The organism is Streptomyces sparsogenes (assembly GCF_001704635.1).
GTDB classification, from domain to species: domain Bacteria; phylum Actinomycetota; class Actinomycetes; order Streptomycetales; family Streptomycetaceae; genus Streptomyces; species Streptomyces sparsogenes.
In genome coordinates, this window is record NZ_MAXF01000030.1 from 1 (window position 1) to 20,334 (window position 20,334).

Annotated in this window: 14 protein-coding genes and 2 pseudogenes; 14 read left to right on the top strand and 2 right to left on the bottom strand. The window is 72.1% G+C overall.

The window, feature by feature from the left end; translation table 11 throughout:
- Positions 1–289 precede the first annotated feature (289 nt).
- From BBH68_RS06120 to BBH68_RS06130, 3 genes are all read left to right on the top strand, one after another.
- The gene (locus tag BBH68_RS06120) at positions 290–949 is read left to right on the top strand and encodes a TetR/AcrR family transcriptional regulator (RefSeq protein ID WP_065959487.1); all 660 of its coding nucleotides are present in this window, start codon (positions 290–292) and stop codon (positions 947–949) included.
- A 109-nt stretch (positions 950–1,058) separates the two neighbouring features.
- Positions 1,059–1,298 (top strand): heavy-metal-associated domain-containing protein, encoded by a 240-nt coding sequence (locus tag BBH68_RS06125; protein ID WP_065959488.1) that lies wholly within the window; start codon positions 1,059–1,061, stop codon positions 1,296–1,298.
- 73 nt (positions 1,299–1,371) lie between these two features.
- Complete coding sequence (locus BBH68_RS06130; protein WP_065959489.1) at positions 1,372–3,792, top strand: heavy metal translocating P-type ATPase; 2,421 nt, start codon at positions 1,372–1,374, stop codon at positions 3,790–3,792.
- A 417-nt stretch (positions 3,793–4,209) separates the two neighbouring features.
- On the opposite strand, the gene BBH68_RS06135 is transcribed toward BBH68_RS06130, so the two are convergent.
- Both BBH68_RS06135 and recD2 read right to left on the bottom strand, forming a co-directional pair.
- The gene (locus BBH68_RS06135) at positions 4,210–5,499 is read right to left on the bottom strand and encodes a citrate synthase (RefSeq protein WP_065959490.1); all 1,290 of its coding nucleotides are present in this window, start codon (positions 5,497–5,499) and stop codon (positions 4,210–4,212) included.
- 179 nt (positions 5,500–5,678) lie between these two features.
- Complete coding sequence (gene recD2, locus BBH68_RS06140) at positions 5,679–7,883, bottom strand: SF1B family DNA helicase RecD2 (protein WP_104531231.1); 2,205 nt, start codon at positions 7,881–7,883, stop codon at positions 5,679–5,681.
- 221 nt (positions 7,884–8,104) lie between these two features.
- Here recD2 and BBH68_RS06145 point away from each other — a divergent pair, with 221 nt between their 5' ends.
- The 11 genes and pseudogenes from BBH68_RS06145 (at position 8,105) to BBH68_RS06190 (ending at position 20,334) form a co-directional block, all read left to right on the top strand.
- A complete protein-coding gene (locus BBH68_RS06145) occupies positions 8,105–9,112 on the top strand; it encodes a LacI family DNA-binding transcriptional regulator (protein ID WP_065959506.1) in 1,008 nt (335 codons plus the stop codon).
- Positions 9,109–10,698 carry a sugar ABC transporter ATP-binding protein gene (locus tag BBH68_RS06150; protein WP_065959507.1) on the top strand — a complete coding sequence of 530 codons (1,590 nt, stop codon included), beginning with the start codon at positions 9,109–9,111 and terminating at the stop codon, positions 10,696–10,698. Before BBH68_RS06145 ends, BBH68_RS06150 begins: the two co-directional genes overlap by 4 nt.
- A pseudogene (locus tag BBH68_RS44435) lies at positions 10,688–11,677 on the top strand (ABC transporter permease); the annotation flags it as partial. The gene BBH68_RS06150 and the pseudogene BBH68_RS44435, both read left to right, overlap by 11 nt.
- 157 nt (positions 11,678–11,834) lie before the next feature.
- Positions 11,835–12,650 (top strand): annotated as a pseudogene (locus BBH68_RS44440) (D-ribose ABC transporter substrate-binding protein); the annotation flags it as partial.
- A 147-nt stretch (positions 12,651–12,797) separates the two neighbouring features.
- Positions 12,798–13,721: a ribokinase gene (rbsK, locus tag BBH68_RS06160; RefSeq protein ID WP_065959509.1), complete on the top strand. Its 924-nt coding sequence runs from the start codon at positions 12,798–12,800 to the stop codon at positions 13,719–13,721.
- Positions 13,718–14,122: a D-ribose pyranase gene (gene rbsD, locus BBH68_RS06165; protein ID WP_065959511.1), complete on the top strand. Its 405-nt coding sequence runs from the start codon at positions 13,718–13,720 to the stop codon at positions 14,120–14,122. The genes rbsK and rbsD overlap by 4 nt, the downstream gene beginning before the upstream one ends.
- Before the next feature lie 346 nt (positions 14,123–14,468).
- On the top strand, positions 14,469–15,293 hold the full coding sequence (locus BBH68_RS06170; RefSeq protein WP_065959513.1) for an endonuclease/exonuclease/phosphatase family protein: 825 nt from the start codon (positions 14,469–14,471) through the stop codon (positions 15,291–15,293).
- A 306-nt stretch (positions 15,294–15,599) separates the two neighbouring features.
- Complete coding sequence (locus tag BBH68_RS06175) at positions 15,600–16,454, top strand: AfsR/SARP family transcriptional regulator (RefSeq protein ID WP_245737916.1); 855 nt, start codon at positions 15,600–15,602, stop codon at positions 16,452–16,454.
- A gap of 199 nt (positions 16,455–16,653) precedes the next feature.
- Positions 16,654–16,836, top strand: a complete 183-nt coding sequence (locus BBH68_RS06180) for a plantaricin C family lantibiotic (RefSeq protein WP_065959517.1) — start codon at positions 16,654–16,656, stop codon at positions 16,834–16,836.
- A 25-nt stretch (positions 16,837–16,861) separates the two neighbouring features.
- Entirely contained in the window at positions 16,862–17,050 is a 189-nt protein-coding gene (locus tag BBH68_RS06185; RefSeq protein ID WP_065959519.1) for a class II lanthipeptide, LchA2/BrtA2 family, read from the top strand.
- A 128-nt stretch (positions 17,051–17,178) separates the two neighbouring features.
- A complete protein-coding gene (locus BBH68_RS06190; RefSeq protein ID WP_065959520.1) occupies positions 17,179–20,334 on the top strand; it encodes a type 2 lanthipeptide synthetase LanM family protein in 3,156 nt (1,051 codons plus the stop codon).

The following is a 20,334-nucleotide window of genomic DNA, read 5'->3' on the forward strand; positions in this document are numbered from 1 at the left end:
AGCGCCGTGAACAGCAGGGCGAGCAGCAGTGTGAGCCGCGGGCGGGCGGTCACCGCTCTGGTCCAGCCTCCCGCCCGGCCCTCCTGCGGCCGGTTGACAACGGTCATAGCGCGGTGTCCCCTTCACCTGTGGCCATGCGCCCGCGGCCGCGCCCGGTCGGCGTTTAGGCAGGCAGCATGGGTCGCTGATTGCCCAAGGAGCGGCAAACACGAGCGACCGCTCGCGTTTCTCCAGAATGCGAGCGAGCACTCGTGTTTGTCAATGGATCACGAGAGCTGGGGATTGACGCGTGACCGAGACCAAGGCAGACCAGCCCGCCGGCGAGGCGAAGCCGCGCCGCAGGCAGGCGCGCGGGGAGCGCCGCATCCAGCAGCTGCTCGACGCGGCGGCCAGCGTGTTCTGCCGGGCGGGCTACGCGGGGGCGAGCACCAACGCGATCGCCCGCGAGGCCGGGGTCTCCCCCGGGACGCTGTACCAGTTCTTCCCGAACAAGGAGGCCATCGCCGTCGAGCTCGGGGAGCGGCTCACCCACCGGATGCGGGAGGCCCACGGCGTGCTCTTCACCCCCGAGTACGCCTCGCTCCCGCTCGACCGGATGCTGGACGCGGTCGTCGATCCGATGGTCGAGTTCAACTGCCAGAACCCCGTCTTCCTCACTCTCATCCATTCGGGTGACATCCCCGGCCTGATGACCGAGGACCACGACGCGCTGCACGTCGCCCTGCAGGCCCGGCTCGAGGAGCTGATCGGGTTCATCCAGCCCGCACTGCCCCCCGAGCGCCGCACCCGCACCGCGACGATGGTGTTCTCCCTGTTCAAAGCGGGCCTCGAACTCGTACTCGCCCACGAGGGCGGGGAGCGGGCCGCGTACATCGAGGAGCTGAAGGCGTCCCTCCACGGCTATCTCGCCCCGATCATCGGCGCCGAGACCCCGTCCCGGACCCCCTGATACCCCCTAGGGGTATTATGCTTGTCATCATCAGGGGGCACCGGGGAACCCGCGCCCCCTGGGCACCCGAGGACTCAGCCGTGTCCGCCCGCTCACCCGAGGAGAAGCCATGAGCTCAGAGGCCACCACCGCGTCCGGCGTCACCACCGTCTACCAGGTCACCGGCATGACCTGCGGCCACTGCGAAGGCGCCGTCTCCCAGGAGATCTCCGCCCTCGACGGCGTCAGCTCCGTCCAGGCCGTCGCCGCCACCGGCCAGGTCACCGTCGTCTCGGCCGCCCCGCTGGACGACGAGGCGGTGCGCGCCGCCGTGGACGAGGCCGGTTACGAGCTGACCGGCCGGGCCTGACGCCACCCCCGCCGGGCCGCGCGGCCCCGCCCACCCGGCCCGGCCCTCCTCCCAGGAGCCCCAGGAGCCCGAGATGACCAGCACGGCCCCACGCGCCGCGAAGGAGAAGACACCCACAGCGGAGCAGACCTCGCCGGCGACCCCGGCCTCCCAGGTGGAGCTCACCATCGGCGGCATGACCTGCGCCTCCTGCGCGGCGCGCGTCGAGAAGAAGCTCAACCGCATGGACGGCGTCACCGCCACGGTCAACTACGCCACCGAAAAGGCGAAGGTGACCTACGAGGGCGGCGTCGAGATCGCCGACCTGATCGACACCGTCGTCAGGACCGGCTACACCGCCGAGCCGCCGCGGCCCCCGGCACCCGAGCCGGAGTCCGAGCCCGCGGCCCCGTCCCCGTCCACACCCACGGACGCCTCCACGAGCGGGTCCACGGGCGGGCCCACGGGCGCGTCCACGGGCGCGTCCACGGACGCCGGACGCGCCGGCGGGAAGCCCGCGGCGGGTGAGCCCGGTGATGCCCGTACGGACGCGCTGCGCCGCCGGCTCCTGATCTCACTGGCCCTGTCCACGCCCGTGGTCCTCCTGGCGATGGTGCCGTCGCTGCAGTTCACGTACTGGCAGTGGCTGTCCCTCGCCCTCGCCGCGCCCGTCGTCGTCTGGGGCGGCCTGCCCTTCCACAAGGCCGCCTGGACGAACGCCCGGCACGGCGCGGCCACCATGGACACCCTGGTCTCCCTCGGCACCCTCGCCGCCTTCGGCTGGTCCCTGTGGGCCCTGTTCCTCGGCGACGCGGGCATGCCCGGCATGCGGCACGGCTTCGACCTCACCGTCGCCCGCGGCGGCGGCTCCTCCTCGATCTACCTGGAGGCCGCGGCCGGGGTGACCACCTTCATCCTCCTCGGCCGCTACCTGGAGGCCCGCTCCAAGCGCCGGGCGGGCGCGGCGCTGCGCGCGCTGATGGACCTGGGCGCCAAGGACGTGGCCGTGCTGCGCGAGGGCCGTGAGGTCCGGATCCCGGTCTCCCGGCTGGCCGTCGGCGACCGCTTCGTGGTGCGCCCCGGCGAGAAGATCGCCACCGACGGCACGGTCGTCGAGGGCGCCTCGGCCGTGGACGCCTCCATGCTGACCGGCGAGTCCGTGCCCGTGGACGTCGCCGTGGGCGACACCGTGGCGGGCGCGACCGTCAACGCGGCGGGCCGCCTGGTCGTCGAGGCCACCCGCGTGGGCGCCGACACCCAGCTGTCCCGCATGGCCGCCCTGGTCGAGGAGGCGCAGCACGGCAAGGCGGAGGTGCAGCGGCTCGCGGACCGGCTCTCCGGGGTCTTCGTGCCCGTCGTCGTCCTCATCGCCGTCGGCACCCTGCTGGGCTGGCTGCTGCTGACCGGCGACGCGACCGCCGCGTTCACCGCCGCCGTGGCCGTACTGATCATCGCCTGCCCGTGTGCGCTGGGCCTGGCCACCCCGACCGCCCTCATGGTCGGCACCGGCCGCGGCGCCCAGCTCGGCATCCTCATCAAGGGCCCGGAGGTCCTGGAGAACACCCGCCGGGTGGACACCGTCGTCCTCGACAAGACCGGCACGGTGACGACGGGCCGGATGCGGCTGCACGGCGCCCACACCGCTCCCGGGGTCACCGAGGACCGGCTCCTGCGGCTGGCCGGCGCCCTCGAGCACGCCTCGGAGCACCCGGTGGCCCGCGCCGTGGCCGACGCGGCGGCCTCCCGGGCCGGCGCCCTCCCGGCGGTCCAGGGCTTCGAGTCCGTGCCCGGACTGGGCGTCCAGGGCGTCGTGGAGGGACACACGGTCCTCGTCGGCCGCGAGAAGCTGCTCGCGGCCCACGGGGCCGGGCTGACCGAGGAGCTGGCGGCCGCGAAGGCGGCGGCCGAGGCGGAAGGGCGCACGGCGGTGGCCGTCGCCTGGGACGGGCGCGCCCGCGGCGTGCTCGTGGTCGCCGACGCGGTCAAGGACACCAGCGCCGAGGCCGTGGCCCGGCTGCGCGGGCTCGGTCTGACCCCGGTGCTGCTGACGGGTGACAACCGGCTGGTCGCCGAGTCGGTGGCCCGCCAGGTGGGCATCGACGAGGTCATCGCCGAAGTGCTGCCGCAGGACAAGGTGGACGTGGTGCGGCGGCTGCGGGCGGAGGGCCGTACGGTCGCGATGGTGGGCGACGGCGTCAACGACGCGGCCGCCCTGGCCACCGCCGACCTGGGCCTGGCGATGGGCACCGGGACGGACGCCGCCATCGAGGCGGGGGACCTGACGCTGGTGCGGGGCGATCTGCGGGTGGCCGCGGACGCGATCCGGCTGGCGCGCCGGACCCTGGCCGTCATCAAGGGCAATCTCTTCTGGGCCTTCGGCTACAACGTCGCCGCGCTGCCGCTCGCCGCGGCGGGGATGCTCAACCCGATGATCGCGGGCGCCGCGATGGCGTTCTCCTCGGTTTTCGTGGTCACCAACAGCCTGCGACTGCGGACCTTCACCGAATCTCCATAGATTCACCAAGTCCCCATAAGCCGCACAACACCCATACACGAGAGCCTCGATCTTCAAATCGAGGCTCTTGCCCTTTTACGCCCCCATATGGCAAGAGACGCAGATCACAGGCGACCGAACGTAACCATCGCGGGGGGTGGGGAGTCTAATGGGGCGGTGAGGGTTCGTCTTGGGGGACGGATCCCGCTACGCGTGGCCGGGGCGACGTACTCGGGGAGCTTTGAGCGGCCCTCCCGTTGCGTACGCGTCCCGGCAGATCGCGTACAGGTGAGGGCTTCTGCGGCCAGCAGACCCCCGGCCGGATCCCGTGGGGGGAATCCGTAACCGGGAATGGAAGCGCCCCGCTCCGACCCGTGGGGGGATCGGCAGCGGGGCGCTTCTGCCTCTTCTATGGCGTGGCTCGCCTGACACTCAGTGTCAGCGCTGCTCCACCGGGACGAAGTCGCGCTCGACGATACCCGTGTAGATCTGGCGCGGACGGCCGATGCGGGAGCCCGGCTCCTTGATCATCTCGTGCCACTGGGCGATCCAGCCCGGCAGCCGGCCGAGGGCGAACAGCACCGTGAACATCTCGGTCGGGAAGCCCATCGCCCGGTAGATCAGACCCGTGTAGAAGTCCACGTTCGGGTAGAGCTTGCGCTCGACGAAGTAGTCGTCGGCGAGCGCGTGCTCCTCGAGCTTGAGGGCGATGTCGAGCAGCTCGTCGGACTTGCCGAGGGCCGAGAGGACATCGTGCGCCGCCGACTTGATGATCTTCGCCCGGGGGTCGAAGTTCTTGTAGACGCGGTGCCCGAAGCCCATGAGCTTCACGCCGTCTTCCTTGTTCTTCACCTTGCGGATGAAGGAGTCGACGTCGCCGCCGGAGGCCTGGATGCCCTCCAGCATCTCCAGCACCGACTGGTTGGCACCGCCGTGCAGGGGACCCCACAGCGCGTTGATGCCCGCCGAGATGGACGCGAACATGTTGGCCTGCGAGGAGCCGACCAGCCGCACCGTGGAGGTCGAACAGTTCTGCTCGTGGTCGGCGTGCAGGATCAGCAGCTTGTCCAGGGCGCTGACCACGATCGGGTCGAGCTGGTACTCCTGCGCCGGGACCGAGAAGGTCATCCGCAGGAAGTTCTCGACGTAGCCCAGGTCGTTACGCGGGTAGACGAACGGGTGGCCGACGGACTTCTTGTACGCGTACGCCGCGATCGTGGGGAGCTTGGCCAGCAGCCGGATCGTGGAGAGGTGACGCTGCTTCTCGTCGAACGGGTTGTGGCTGTCCTGGTAGAACGTCGACAGCGCGCTGACCACGGAGGACAGCATCGCCATCGGGTGGGCGTCGCGCGGGAAGCCGTCGTAGAACCGCTTGACGTCCTCGTGCAGCAGCGTGTGCGTCGTGATCTGGTCGCGGAAGTCGGCCAGCTCGTCGACGGTGGGCAGCTCCCCGTTGATCAGCAGGAAGGCCGTCTCGAGGAACGAGGCGCGCTCGGCCAGCTGTTCGATGGGGTAGCCGCGGTAGCGCAGGATCCCCTGCTCACCGTCGAGATAGGTGATCGCGGATTTGTAGGCGGCGGTGTTGCCGTAACCGGAGTCCAGGGTCACCAGACCGGTCTGGGCGCGAAGCTTGCCGATATCAAAGCCCTTGTCGCCGACGGTGCTGTCGACCACCGGGTAGGTGTATTCGCCGTCCCCGTACCGCAGTACTACAGAGTTGTCACTCACGTCATCCCTCACCGACGTCTGCTTCTCTTCTTCGAGGTGCCCTGACTCCCCCCACCTTCCCCCATCCGGACGATGAACGTGCACTCGGGGTCGGCCGAAGGGCCATTTGGCGGCACTGAGTGCCGTATCCACGCCCATCCTGCCCCGTTCGTGACGGTCCGGAAACCCTCCCGACACGTTCACCTTTGAACGAGCCGATGGTCCAGCGCGGTGCAGCGCCGACCCGCCGAGACCGTACGCACCGCCTGCCCGAGGGCCCGGCGCGAGCCGACGAGCACCACCAGGCGCTTGGCGCGGGTCACCGCCGTGTACAGCAGATTGCGCTGGAGCATCATCCAGGCGCCGGTGGTCACGGGGATGACCACGGCCGGGTACTCGCTGCCCTGGGAGCGGTGGATGGTCACCGCGTAGGCGTGGGCCAGCTCGTCCAGCTCGTCGAAGTCGTACGCCACCTCCTCGTCCTCGTCGGTCAGCACGGTCAGGCGCTGCTCGTCCTGGTCGAGGGAGGTGACAACGCCCACTGTGCCGTTGAAGACCCCGTTGGCCCCCTTCTCATAATTGTTGCGGATCTGGGTGACCTTGTCGCCGACGCGGAAGATCCGGCCACCGAAGCGCCGCTCGGGCAGATCCGGCCGGGCGGGGGTGATGGCCTGCTGAAGCAGGCCGTTGAGCGTCCCCGCGCCGGCCGGGCCGCGGTGCATGGGGGCCAGGACCTGCACGTCCCGGCGCGGGTCAAGGCCGAATTTGGCCGGGATCCGACGGGACGCCACGTCCACCGTGAGCTTTCCGGCGGCCTCGGTGTCCTCCTCCGCGAACAGGAAGAAGTCGGGCATTCCGTGGGTGATCGGCGGGACGCCGGAGTTGATGCGGTGGGCGTTGGTGACCACCCCGGACTGCTGGGCCTGCCGGAAGATCCGGGTCAGCCGCACCGCCGGGACCGGGCTGCCCTCGGACAGCAGATCGCGCAGCACCTCGCCGGCGCCGACGCTCGGCAGCTGGTCCACATCCCCGACGAAGAGCAGATGGGCGCCCGGCGGGACCGCCTTGACCAGCTTGTTGGCCAGCAGCAGATCGAGCATGGACGCCTCGTCCACCACCACCAGGTCGGCGTCCAGCGGCCGGTCCCGGTCGTAGGCCGCGTCCCCGCCGGGCCTGAGCTCCAGCAGCCGGTGGACCGTGGACGCCTCGGCGCCGGTCAGCTCGGCCAGCCGCTTGGCGGCCCGGCCCGTGGGGGCGGCCAGCACCACCTTAGCCTTCTTGGCGCGCGCCAGCTCCACCACGGACCGCACGGTGAAGGACTTGCCGCAGCCCGGGCCGCCGGTCAGCACCGCGACCTTCTCGGTCAGCGCGAGCCTGACGGCCTGGCTCTGCTCGGGGGCCAGATCGGCGCCGGTGCGCCGGGCGAGCCAGGCCAGCGCCTTGTCCCAGTCCACGTCCCGGAAGGCGGGCATCCGGTCCTCCCCGCCGCGCAGCAGCCGCAGCACCTGGCCGGCCAGGGAGATCTCGGCGCGGTGGAAGGGCACCAGATACACGGCGGTGACCGGCTCGCCGCCGTCCGGCCCGGGCACGGTCTCGCGCACCACGCCCTCCTCGTCCGCCAGCTCGGCGAGACACTCGATGACCAGGCCCGTGTCGACCTGGAGCAACTTCACCGAGTCCGCGATCAGTTGCTCCTCGGGGAGGAAGCAGTGGCCGCTGTCCGTCGACTGGGACAGCGCGTACTGCAGGCCGGCCTTCACCCGCTCGGGGCTGTCGTGCGGGATGCCGACGGACTGGGCGATCTTGTCGGCGGTCAGGAAGCCGATGCCCCACACATCGGCGGCCAGGCGGTACGGCTCGTTCTTCACGACGGAGATCGAGGCGTCCCCGTACTTCTTGTAGATCCGCACCGCGATCGAGGTGGAGACCCCGACGCCCTGGAGGAAGACCATGACCTCCTTGATGGCCTTCTGCTCCTCCCAGGCCGCCCCGATCATCTTGGTGCGCTTGGGGCCGAGGCCGGGCACCTCGATCAGCCGCTCGGGCCGGTGCTCGATGACCTCCAGGGTGTCCACGCCGAAGTGCTCGGTGATCCGGTCGGCGATCCGCGGGCCGATGCCCTTGATCAGGCCGGAGCCCAGATAGCGCCGGATGCCCTGGACGGTGGCGGGCAGCACGGTGGTGTAGTTCTCGACGGTGAACTGCTTGCCGTACTGCGGGTGGGAGCCCCAGCGGCCCTCCATGCGCAGCGACTCGCCGGGCTGGGCGCCCAGCAGGGAGCCCACGACGGTGAGCAGATCGCCCGAGCCGCGGCCGGTGTCGACCCGGGCGACCGTGTAGCCGTTCTCCTCATTGGCGTAGGTGATCCGCTCCAGGACCCCTTCGACCACCGCGAGTTTGAGCATGACCCGACGGTACCGCCGGGCGCCGACACGCCCGGGGGGCCTGTGCACAACCCTCACGGCGACCGCGCGAACGCCCCCTGAGGGGCGGGGCGCGAGTCGGACGCAATCCGGACACGCCCGCCGGAGTATTACGATCCGGTTTCGGCCGCCCGGAGGCCCTTGCCCAGCTCCCGTGTAATCGATTCCAATCCTCCGTGTAATCGATTCCACGAGGAGGTGGAATGGCGAGCATCAAGGACGTGGCGCACCACGCCGGAGTGTCCGTGGCGACGGTCTCCCGCGTGCTCAACGACCATCCGTCCGTTCGCGCGGACACCCGCGACCGGGTGCTCTCCGCCGTCGCCGAGCTCGGCTACCGCCCCAACGCCGTGGCCCGCTCGCTGCGCACCGACCAGACCCGCACCCTCGGGCTGGTGATCAGCGACGTGCTCAACCCGTTCTTCACCGAGCTGGCCCGCTCGGTCGAGGACGAGGCCCGCGCACTGGGCTACAGCGTGATCATCGGGAACGCCGACGAACGCCCCGACCTCCAGGACCACCATGTGCGCTCCCTGATGGACCGTCGCATCGACGGCCTGCTGGTCAGCCCCACCGACGGCGGCTCCCCGCTGATGCTGGACGCGGCCCGGTCCGGCACCCCGATGGTCTTCGTGGACCGCTGGATCGGAGGTGTGGACGTGCCCGTGGTGCGCACGGACGGCCGGGGCGCGGTGCGCGACCTGGTGGCGCATCTGCACGCGCTCGGCCACCGCCGGCTCGCCATCATCTCGGGCCCCGCCGCCACCACCACCGGACGCGAGCGCGTGCAGGCCTTCCGGTCCGCGCTGGCCGAGTTCGGCCTGGCCCTGCCGGCCGACCACATAGGGCAGGGCGACTTCCAGGCGGACAGCGGACGGCGGGTGACCGCCCGCTTCCTCGACCTGCCCGAGCCCCCCGACGTCATCTTCGCCACGGACAACCTCATGGTGCTCGGCGCGATGGACGAGATCCGCGCGCGCGGCCTGCGGGTGCCCGACGACGTGGCGCTCGCCGCGTTCGACGACGTCCCCTGGTTCGTCCACACCGATCCCCCGATCACCGCCATCGCCCAGCCGACGGGCGAACTCGGCCGCGCCGCCGTGCGCGCGCTGATCGACCTCGTCGAGGGGCGGACCGCCGAGTCGGTGATCCTGTCCGCCCGCCTGGTCACCCGCCGCTCGTGCGGCGAGCCCGAAGGGAGCAAGCCATGAGCACGCAGAGCGCGACGAAGCCGCTGAGCGTGAAGAGCGCGAGCGAACTGCTGCGCATGGAAGGGGTCCGCAAGACCTTCCCCGGAGTGGTCGCGCTCGACGGCGTCGACTTCGACCTGCGCCGCGGCGAGGTGCACGTCCTGCTGGGCGAGAACGGCGCGGGCAAGAGCACGCTGATCAAGATGCTCTCCGGCGCCCACCGCCCGGACGGCGGCCGGATCCTCGTCGACGGCTCCCCGGTGCGCATCCACGGCGCCCAGGACGCCGAGCGGCTCGGGATCGCCACCATCTACCAGGAGTTCAACCTGGTCCCCGACCTCAGCGTCGCCGAGAACATCTTCCTGGGCCGCCAGCCGCGCCGCCTGGGGCTGATCGACCGGAAGACGATGAACGCGCGGGCCGCCGAGCTGCTGGCCCGCGTCGGGGTGGACGTCTCCCCCACCGACCGGGTCCGCGAGCTGGGCATCGCCCGGCTCCAGATGGTGGAGATCGCCAAGGCGCTGTCCCTGGACGCCCGCGTGCTGATCATGGACGAGCCGACCGCGGTGCTCACCACCGAGGAGGTCGACAAGCTCTTCCGGATCGTGCGCGCCCTGCGCGCGGACGGCGTCGGCATCGTCTTCATCACCCACCACCTGGAGGAGATAGCCGCCCTGGGCGACCGCGTCACCGTCCTGCGCGACGGCCGCAGCGTCACCCAGGTCCCGGCCGCCACCGAGCAGGACGAGCTGGTCCGGCTGATGGTGGGCCGCTCCATCGAGCAGCAGTACCCGCGCGAGCGCACCGCCCCCGCGGCCGGCACCGCGGCGGCGGTGCCGCTGCTGAAGGTCGAGGGGCTCACCCGCCGCGGCAGCTTCCAGGACATCAGCTTCGAGGTGCGGGCCGGTGAGGTCGTGGGCCTGGCGGGGCTGGTCGGCGCCGGCCGCACCGAGGTGGTCCGCGCGGTCTTCGGCGCCGACCCCTACGACTCCGGGACCGTACGGGTGCTCGGCAAGCGGCTGCCCGGCCGGGACGTCAACGCGGCGATGGACGCCGGAATCGGCCTCGTGCCGGAGGACCGCAAGGGCCAGGGGCTGGTGCTCGACGCGTCGGTGCACGAGAACCTGGGCCTGGTGACGCTGCGGCGCGCCACTCGCGCCGGGCTCGTGGACCGGGCCGGGCAGCGCCGCGCGGCGGCCCGGATCTCCGAGCAGCTCGCGGTCCGCATGGCCGGCCTCGACCAGCGCGTCCGCACCCTCTCGGGCGGCAACCAGCAGAAGGTCGTCATCGGCAAGTGGCTGCTCGCCGACAGCAAGGTGCTCATCCTCGACGAGCCCACCCGGGGCATCGACGTGGGCGCGAAGGTCGAGATCTACCAGCTCATCAACGAACTCACCGCCTCCGGACACGCGGTGCTGATGATCTCCAGCGACCTCCCCGAGGTGCTGGGCATGAGCGACCGGGTCCTGGTCATGGCCCAGGGCCGGATCGCCGGCGAGCTCGGCGCACAGGAAGCGACCCAGGACGCCGTGATGGCCCTGGCCGTGAAGGACATCAAGGGCGTCACGGAAGACGTCAAGGAAATGGAGGGCTCCCGTGGCCACTGACACGCTCAAGACCAGTAACGCCCATCAGAGTCCCAAGGCCCCGGGCGGCTCCGCGGTGCTGCGTCGTGTGCTGCTCGACAACGGCGCGCTCAGTGCCCTGGTGGTCCTCGTCGGGGTCATGTCGCTGATGTCCGGCGACTTCCTCACCACCCAGAACCTGCTGAACGTCGGCGTCCAGGCGGCGGTCACCGCGATCCTCGCCTTCGGCGTCACCTTCGTGATCGTCTCCGCCGGGATCGACCTCTCGGTCGGTTCGGTGGCCGCCCTGTCGGCCACCGTGCTGGCCTGGTCGGCGACCTCACAGGGGCTGCCGGTATGGCTGGCCGTCATCCTCGCCGTCGGCACCGGCATCCTGTGCGGGCTGGTCAGCGGGGCGCTGATCTCCTTCGGCAAGCTGCCTCCGTTCATCGCCACCCTGGCGATGCTCTCGATCGGCCGCGGGCTGGCCCTGGTCATCTCCCAGGGCAGCCCCATCGAGATCCCCGAGTCGGTGGCCCGGCTCGGCGACACCCTCGGCGGCTGGCTGCCGGTCCCGGTGATCGTGATGATCGCCATGGGCCTGATCACCGGCGCCGTGCTGGCCCGTACGTACTCGGGCCGTGCCATGTACGCGATCGGCGGCAACGAGGAGGCCGCCCGGCTCTCCGGGATCCGCGTCAAGCGCCAGAAGCTCGTCATCTACGCGCTCTCCGGCGGCTTCGCGGCCATCGCGGGCATCGTGCTCGCCTCCCGCCTGGCCTCCGCCCAGCCCCAGGCCGCCGTCGGCTACGAGCTGGACGCCATCGCCGCGGTCGTCATCGGTGGCGCGAGCCTGTCCGGCGGCGTCGGCAAGGCCTCGGGCACGCTCATCGGCGCCCTGATCCTCGCCGTCCTGCGCAACGGCCTCAACCTGCTGTCGGTCTCCGCCTTCTGGCAGCAGGTCGTCATCGGCGTCGTCATCGCCCTGGCGGTCCTCGTGGACAGTCTCCGCCGCCGCGCGTGACCCGCTACTCCTCCTCATCCACCCGCACCCCGTCCCTCGGGCAAACCTGAAGGAAACCACCATGAACCCGAAGAAGATCGTCGCCGCCGCGGCCGTGGTCGCCTCCCTCGCCCTGACCACCACCGCCTGCAACAGCTCGTCCGGCTCCTCCGACATCAAGGTGGGCCTGTCCGTCTCCACCCTCAACAACCCCTTCTTCGTGCAGATGAAGGAGGGTGCCCAGGCCGAGGCCAAGGCCGCCGGTGTCGACCTGACCGTCACCGACGCCCAGAACGACGCCTCCCAGCAGGCCAACCAGATGCAGAACTTCCTCAGCCAGAACGTGAAGTCGATCATCATCAACCCGGTCGACTCGGACGCCGCGAGCCCGTCGGTCAAGAGCGCCAACAAGGCCGACGTCCCGGTCGTCGCCGCCGACCGCGGTGTCACCAGGGGCGACATAGCCACCACCGTGGCCTCGGACAACGTCGCGGGCGGCAAGCTCGCCGCCAAGACCCTGGCCCAGCAGCTCGGCGGCAAGGGCACCATCCTGGTGCTCCAGGGCACGGCGGGCACCTCCGCCTCGCGCGAGCGCGGCCAGGGCTTCGCCGAGGGCCTGAAGGCGTACCCGGACATCAAGGTCGTCGCCAAGCAGCCCGCGGACTTCGACCGCGCCAAGGGCCTGGACGTGACCACCAACCTGCTCCAGGCCCACTCCAAGATCACCGGGATCTTCGCCGAGAACGACGAGATGGCGCTCGGCGCGATCAAGGCCCTCGGCTCCAAGGCCGGCAAGTCGGTCAAGGTCGTCGGCTTCGACGGCACGCCGGACGGCCTCAAGGCGGTCGAGGCCGGCACCCTCGCCGCGACCGTCGCCCAGCAGCCGAAGGAGTTGGGCAAGCTGGCCGTCAAGAACGCGGTGGCCCTGGCCAAGGGCAAGAAGGTCGACCCGATGGTCAAGGTGCCGGTGAAGGTCGTCACCGGGAAGTGACCGCCGCGCGGGCGGGATCGTCACTCCCGCCCGCCCCTTCCCGCGACCGGGGCCCTGGGGCGGAGGCCCGGGCCGGGGAGGGGCGGGCGAGAAGATCCCGCCGCGGGCGCGTCCGGTAACCCAGCCAGTCTGAAGGGACGTACACGCATGCACGACCACGACCTCCTGGTCGTAGGGTCGGCCAACGCCGATCTGGTGATCGGAGTCGAACGCCGCCCGGCCGCCGGGGAGACCGTCCTCGGCTCCGACCTCGCCGTCCACCCCGGCGGCAAGGGCGCCAACCAGGCCGTCGCCGCCGCCCGGCTGGGCGCCCGTACGGCCCTGCTGGCCCGCGTCGGTGACGACGCGCACGGCCGCCTGCTGCTGGAGTCGCAGCGGGCGGCGGGCGTGGACACCGCGGGCGTCCTGGTCGGCGGCGCGCCCACCGGCGTCGCGCTGATCACCGTCGACCCGTCCGGGGACAACAGCATCGTGGTGTCCCTCGGCGCCAACGCCCGGCTGAGCCCCGACGACGTACGGGCCGCCGCGGACCTGCTGGCCTCGGCCCGCGTGGTCTCGGTCCAGCTGGAGATCCCGCTGGAGACCGTCGCGGCGGTCGCCGAGGCGGTCGGCACGGCGGGCGGGGAGGCGGGCCCGCGCCTGGTCCTCAACCCCTCGCCGCCCGCCGCCCTCCCCGCCGAGGTGCTGGCCGCCTGCGATCCGCTGGTGCTCAACGAGCACGAGGCGCGCTTCCTGCTGGGCGAGGACCCGGCGGGCCGGGAGGAGGCCCCCGAGGCCTGGGCGGCCGCCCTGCTGGCGCGCGGCCCGCGCTCGGTGGTGGTGACCCTGGGCGCCGGCGGCGCGCTCGTCGCCGACCGCGACCGTACGGTCCTGGTCCCCAGCCTCCCGGTCGAGGCCGTGGACACCACCGGCGCCGGGGACGCCTTCACCGGCGCGCTCGGCTGGCGCCTGGGCGTCGGCGACGACCTGGAGACGGCCGTGCGGTTCGCCGTACGGGTCGGCGCGGCGGCGGTCACCCGCGCCGGCGCGCAGGAGTCCTTCCCCACGGCCGAGGAGGTCGCGGCGCGATGAAGCGGTCAGGGATCTTCAACCGCCGGCTGAGCGGGGCCCTCGCCGAGCTGGGCCACACCGACACGGTGATGGTCTGCGACGCCGGGCTCCCCATCCCCGCCGGGCCCGCCGGGCCGCCGGTGGTCGATCTCGCCTTCGTGGCGGGGGTGCCGTCCTTCGAGCAGGTGCTCAGGGGGCTGCTCGACGAGCTGGTGATCGAGGGCGCCACGGCGGCCCTCGAGGTGCGGGAGCACAACCCGTCGGCGACCGCGCTGCTCGACGGCCTCTTCCCCGGGGCGGGGCTGGAGCTGGTGCCGCACGAGGCGCTCAAGGGGCGGACGGCGGCGGCGCGGCTGGTGGTGCGCACCGGTGAGGTGCGGCCGTACGCCAACGTGCTGCTGCGCTGCGGCGTGCCGTTCTGAATCACTGGTCAGGGCGACGTTCCGAAGCAGGGCGACGTTCTGAGCAGGGCGACAGCGAGATATTTCGAGGGGCCCGGTCCATCGGCCGGGCCCCTCGCTTCCCCCTCCGCGAGGCTTCCTCTTCTCCCCCGGATTCCCTCGAAATCCCCCCGGATTTCTCCCCCGGAATCCTCCCCCAGGAAGCCTGGTGCCCGGTACGACCCACGGCGGGCCGGAAGGGTTGCACGCTTGTCGCGAGTTATCGATCCGTGATCCGGCGGCGGTTCCACGCCATACCGCTTGATCGGCGCGCCGCGCCGCATAGGGTCGGGGCAGTGGTGATCACCCCGAGAGGCGGGAGCGGCGGATGCGGGTGATGACGTGGAACGTGTGGTGGCGGTTCGGCCCGTGGGAGCGGCGCCGGGAGGCGATCCTCGCGGTCCTGCGCGCGGTGCGGCCCGATGTGGTCGGTCTGCAGGAGGTGTGGGCGGACGGCGAGGAGAACCTGGCGGGCTGGCTCGCGGAACGGCTCGACATGCACTGGACCTGGGCCGCCTCCGACTCCCCCCAGAAGTGGCAGCGCCGCATCGGGGACCCGACCATCGACTTCGGCAACGCCGTGCTCAGCCGCTGGCCCATCGCCGAGCGGTCCGTGGCCCGGCTGCCCGCCGGGGGCGGCGCGGACGACGGGCGGCTGGCGCTGTACGCCCTGGTGGACGCCCCCGGACACCGGGTGCCGTTCTTCACCACCCACCTCAACGCCGACCCTCACGAGTCGGCGGTGCGCTGCGCGCAGGTCGCCGCCCTGGCCCGCTTCATCGCGGACCACCGCGGCGGCACCCCCTTCCCTCCGGTGGCCACCGGCGACTACAACGCCTGGCCCGACTCCGACGAGATACGGCTGCTCGGCGGCTACCGCACGGCCCCCGCCGTCCCCGGGCAGGTCCTCTACGACGCCTGGGAGTACGCCGACCCGGCCGCGCCCTGGGCCACCTGGGACACCGCGAACCCGCACGTCGCCAAGACCTTCGAGCCGAGCACCCGCATCGACTACATCCACGTCGGCCCGCCCGGCCCCGACGGCCTCGGCCATGTCCGTTCCGTACGCCGCGCGGGCGACGGCCCCGTGGACGGCGTCTGGCCCTCCGACCACGCGGCGGTGGTCGCCGAGCTGGCGACGGGCACCTGGTAGACCGCCCCTCGCCGTCCGGGCCCGCGCGGCGGTGTCCCCCGGCGTCCGGGTCCGCGTCCGCGTTCGCGCGGCGGGTGTCCCCCGGCGTCCGGGACACCCGCCGCGCACCCCTGTGACCAGGCCGGACAGCGCCGGCCGGACCCGGACGGCGGCGGACTGTCCGGGACGCCGCGGATCCATTGTTACCCCCGGCCCGCCTTGGTAGGCATTTTGTTGTCGGCAATCGCCCGACATCACCGCCTGCCCTGCTCGGTCTCGACGAGCCGGAAAACGGGGAGAACAAAAATGTCGGCCACAAAAACAGCCATGAAAATCGAGTGGGCAGCGGAACCGCGTCTGCTCTTCAGGGTGCTCGGCCCCATGGAAGTCCTCGGCGGAACCGAACCGGCCTCGCCGCTGCGGCGAGCGATTCTCACCGCCCTCCTGCTCCGCGCCGGGCAGGCCATCACCGTCGCGGAATTCACCGAATTGCTGTGGGACGATCCGCCCGCCTCCGCCGCGGCGAACATCCGCAGCCACCTCACGGCGCTGCGGCGTGACCTCGACGGCATCGAGCCGGGTCTGAGCCGGCGGGTGCGGACCTGCCGCGGCAGCCGGAGCGGCTACGCGCTGGAGGTCGCCCCCGAGGAGTTCGACGTGCCGATGTTCATGGTGTCCGCGCGGCACGGGCGGAGCCTGCTGCTGCGCGGTGACGCGGACCGGGCGGTCGCGGCACTGGAGAAGACGGTGGCGCTGTGGCGCGGCCCGTTCGGCCCGAGCCTGCCGCCCACCCGGTGGTTCGCCGCCCATGCCGCCGGGCTCAACAGCGCGCGCTTCGACGCGTACCAGGACCTGTTCACCGCCGCCGTCCTGGCCGACCGCACCGAGACGCTCGCCTACCGGATCGAGAGCGCCATCGCCGAGGCGCCCTACCGGCAGCGCTTTTGGGAGCTGCTGTCCGCGGTGCACTGCATCAACGGCGACGCGGCCGGCGCCCTGGACGTCATCGGGCGCTGCCGGCGGCTGTTCGCCGACGACCTGGGGCTCGACCTGCCGCCGAACGTCGCGGCGATGCGGGCCGCGGCGCTGAACTGGGACCGCCAGGAGGCCCGCCGCCTCGTCGCGGCGCAGGCGCCGGCGCCGGCGCCCGCGTCCACGTCCACGTCCGCGTCCGCCGCCTGAGCCCTGACGCCCGAGACCGGCCGCCTGAGCCCTGACGCCGGCGGGCCGACGCCGGATGTGCGGGCCGTATGCACGGCCTGTGCGCGAACCCCGCTCTTCGCGGTGCGGCCGGCCAACAACGGTTTCCCAGAATGAATTCACGGGACGCCGGAACAACGGGGCTGTCGGCACCCGCATGCAACCGAACCAAGGAGAGAAGATGAACTCGGAATTCGAGGGAGACCTTTCCCTCGTGGAAGAACTCGCGGAGCAGGACTTCCACGACGTCGCGCAGCACGGCGGCACGATCGACCTCGCTCACCGCATCAGCCAGTACTTCGGGGGTGGGGGGTACGGAATTTTCTGCACCCTCACCAAGGAATGCCAGCCGAACTGCAACTGATGTATTACCAGGGAAAGGGATAGTCATGCAGAAGGACACGGACGTTCTCGGCGCGTGGGACGAGGCCGAGCTCGTCGAACTGAGCGAGGCGGACGTCCACGGCGGCACCGGACCCGTCTGCGCCGCGATCGGCCTCACCGCCGCCGTCACCAGCATCGCCGTCGGGGTCTCCGCGGCGGTCTGCCCGACCACCAAGTGCACCAGCAGGTGCTGAGCGCCGGGCGGCGGGTCCGGTGAGCGCGTAGCGCGGCGCGGTGGAACGGGGGCCCTCGTACGGGCCCCCGGTTCCGCCCCGCCCACCGGACTCCGCCGCGTCCCCATGGAGATGGAGTAACACGAGTCGTGAAGACCTCAGCCCCGTACTATCCGGAACTGAGCGCAGCTCAGATCGCGGACCTCATCGCGCCGCTGGCGCGATTCGACGCCCAGACCCTCGGAGTGTTCCGAGGCCGGAAGGGCCCCCGGGCCGCCGTATCCGCCGACGCTGCCGGGTCCACCGGCGCCACCACCCACGCCACGGTGGCTCAGTGGTGCGCGGCCCCCGAGCACTATCCGTTCCAGAAGATCATCAGGAACGCCGCCGCGACGCTCGCCGACCCCGACCCGGTCGCGCCGTTCGCGCCGCTGTTCGCCGATCCCCGGGCCGCGCTGTGGCAATTACTGGCACGTGCCGAGGCCCGACTGCGCGAGGTGTACACCAGGCCGCTGGTCGCCGCGGTCAACCACGCCCGCCGCCAGGGCCGGCTCGTGGGCGCGGACCCGGCCGAGCGGTACCGGTATTTCGTCGACCAGTCGTTCCGTCATTCCTTCGAGGCACTGAGCGGGCTGTCGTTCCCCGTGCTGCGTGATGTCACGCGCGTCGTACTGGCCTACGAGGCCCACAACTTCCGGGAGCTGTGCCTGCGGCTCTCGGCCGACCGGGAGGCGATCGCCGCCGCCTTCGGCATCGGCCCGGCGGACCCGGTCGTCTCCTGCGGGTTCGCCGACGGCGACGCCCACCACCAGGGCCGCAGCGTGTCCGTCCTGGAGTTCGGGTCCGGTAGGAAGCTGGCCTACAAGCCGCGGGACGTGTCCTGCGAGGCCGCGTACGCCGTCATCGCCCGCGAGGCCAACGACTGGCTGGGCACCTCGCTCGTCGCCGCCGAGGTCCTGGAGCGGCCCGGCTACGGATATGTGGAGTACGTGGCGGCGGAGGACGTCGCCGACATCTCCGCGCGGTTCATGGCGGCCAGCGGCGAGCTCGCCGCCGTGCTGTACCTGCTCAACGCGCAGGACATGCACTTCGAGAACGTCGTGGCCACGCGCCGCGGCCCGGTGCCGATCGACCTGGAGACGATCCTCCAGCCCGCCCGGCTCCACCCCGGCGCCCCCGAGGAGACGCCGGACAACGCCCATCACAGGCTCACACAGTCGGTCTACGGCATCGGGATCCTGCCCCTCCTCATGGCCGGCCGGGACGAGGACTCCGGCTATGTGGACCTCGGCTTCCTCGGCGAGCAGGGCGGCGGCGAGTCGCCGTTCACGTCCGTGCGGTTCGAGGCTCCGTTCACCGACGAGGTGCGTCTGACGCTGGGCAGGCAGGCGGCGGAGGAGCGGCGGACGGTCGTGGGGACGCTGAGCCAGGACGAGGTCCACGCGCTGGGCGAGCGGATGGCGTCCGGATTCGTCCGGGTGTGCCGCGCGGTGATGTCGGACAGGGAGCGCTGGACGGCGCTGGTGCGCGGGGCGGCGGCCGGCGCGTGCGTGCGCTACCTCCACAACCCGACGGCGGTGTACGCGCAGACGCTGCGCACGGCCTCGAGCGCCCGGGCCATGAACGACCGCGCGTCCTATCTGGCGGCGCTGAAGCGGGTGGCCATGGCCAGCCGGCCCGCCGCGCGCGCGATCGTCCGTTCCGAGCTGCGGCAGCTCGCGGGGCGGGACGTCCCCTACTTCACCGTCGGCGCGTCGGACGTGGCCCTCATGGACGGCGAGGGGACCGAGGTCGGGGCCGTGCTGCCGGTCTCCCCGATCGACGCGGCCGCGGCGAAGGTCGCCGCCCTGACCGAGTTCGAGCTGGGCGAGCAGCTCAGGCTCATCCACTCCGCCTTCTCCTGCCGCTTCCCCGACGACCACCTGGCCTCGGCGGACGGCATCGGCCTCCCGCTGTCCGGCGGCGCGGCGAGCGGGCGGCGTACGAGCGGGCGGCGTAGCGGGGCGGCGGGCGACACGCTCGCCGGGGTGGTGACCCGGCTGTGCGACACCATGGTCGCCTCGGCCCTGCCCGACCGGTACGCCCACCTCCCCCACACCTGGATCGGTCCGCTGGCCTCCGCGCAGGCCAACCGGCCGTGGCCGCCCGCGGTGCTCGGATACGACCTGTACACCGGGAGGGTCGGCCCGGCGCTGGCCCTGGCGGCGGCCGGCCGCGTCCTGGACCACCCCGCCTACCGTGACCTGGCCGGACAGATCTTCTCGGCCATCGCGGAGGGCCTGTCCGAGCCCCCGTCCGAGCCGCCGTCCGCGTCCCTGTCCGAGTCCCCGTCCGGTCCCCTGTCCGGCACCGCGGACACGCGGCGGGCGGCGCCCTTCTCCGCGTACTCCGGATCGGCCGGCACGCTGTTCGCTCTGGCGACGGCGGGCAGGCTGCTCGGACAGCCCGGTTGGGTCCGCGCCGCCCAGCAGGCGATACCCGACGTGCTCGACCCCGTGAACGGCCGACCGGCGGCCGACCTGCCCCTGGACGTCATCAGCGGGCTCGCGGGCGTCCTGTCCTGTGTGACGGCGATCGGCGGCCCGTACGCCGACGAGTCGGCCGCCGCGCTGACGGACATGCTCACGGACGCCCTGCGGCCGGGCGCCCACCACCCCGTACTCGACCAGTCCGGCTTCGGACACGGGGTCAGCGGCGTCATCCACGCGCTGAGCCGGGTCCACCCGCGCCTGTCCGGGCGTCCGCGAAGGGCCGTCGAGGCCGCGCTGTCCCGCCTGATCGGCCGGTTGCGGGACTTCTACGACCCCGCCGAGGGCGACTGGTACTCCAACGTGGCCACCCCCTGGTCCTTCCCCACCGGCTGGTGCCACGGCTCGGCCGGCATCGCCCTCGCCCTCACGGCGTACGGCGCGGTGTCCGGAGACGAGTCGGCGGAGCCCATGCGGAAGGTGGCCGTGGGCAACATGATCCGCCGTGGCTTCGGGCGGAACCTGACCTGGTGCCACGGCGACCTCGGCAACCACGACATCCTCCGCGCCGTCGCGAGCGCCGACCACTCGCTGCGCGCCGAGGTCGAGGAGGTCGAGCGGACGTGGCTGCGCGCCGAGGTGTTCACCCGCAAGGCCGGTGACACCCGGAGCCGGTACGCGCACACCAACAGCCTCCTGGTCGGGACCGCCGGGATGGTGATCCACCTCGTCAACCGCCTGGATCCGTCCGTTCGGCTGTCCCCCGTCGCGCTGTCCCCCGTCGCGCTGTCCCCCGTAGCTCCGTACCGACCCGGTCCGACAGCGGAGGGCCGATGA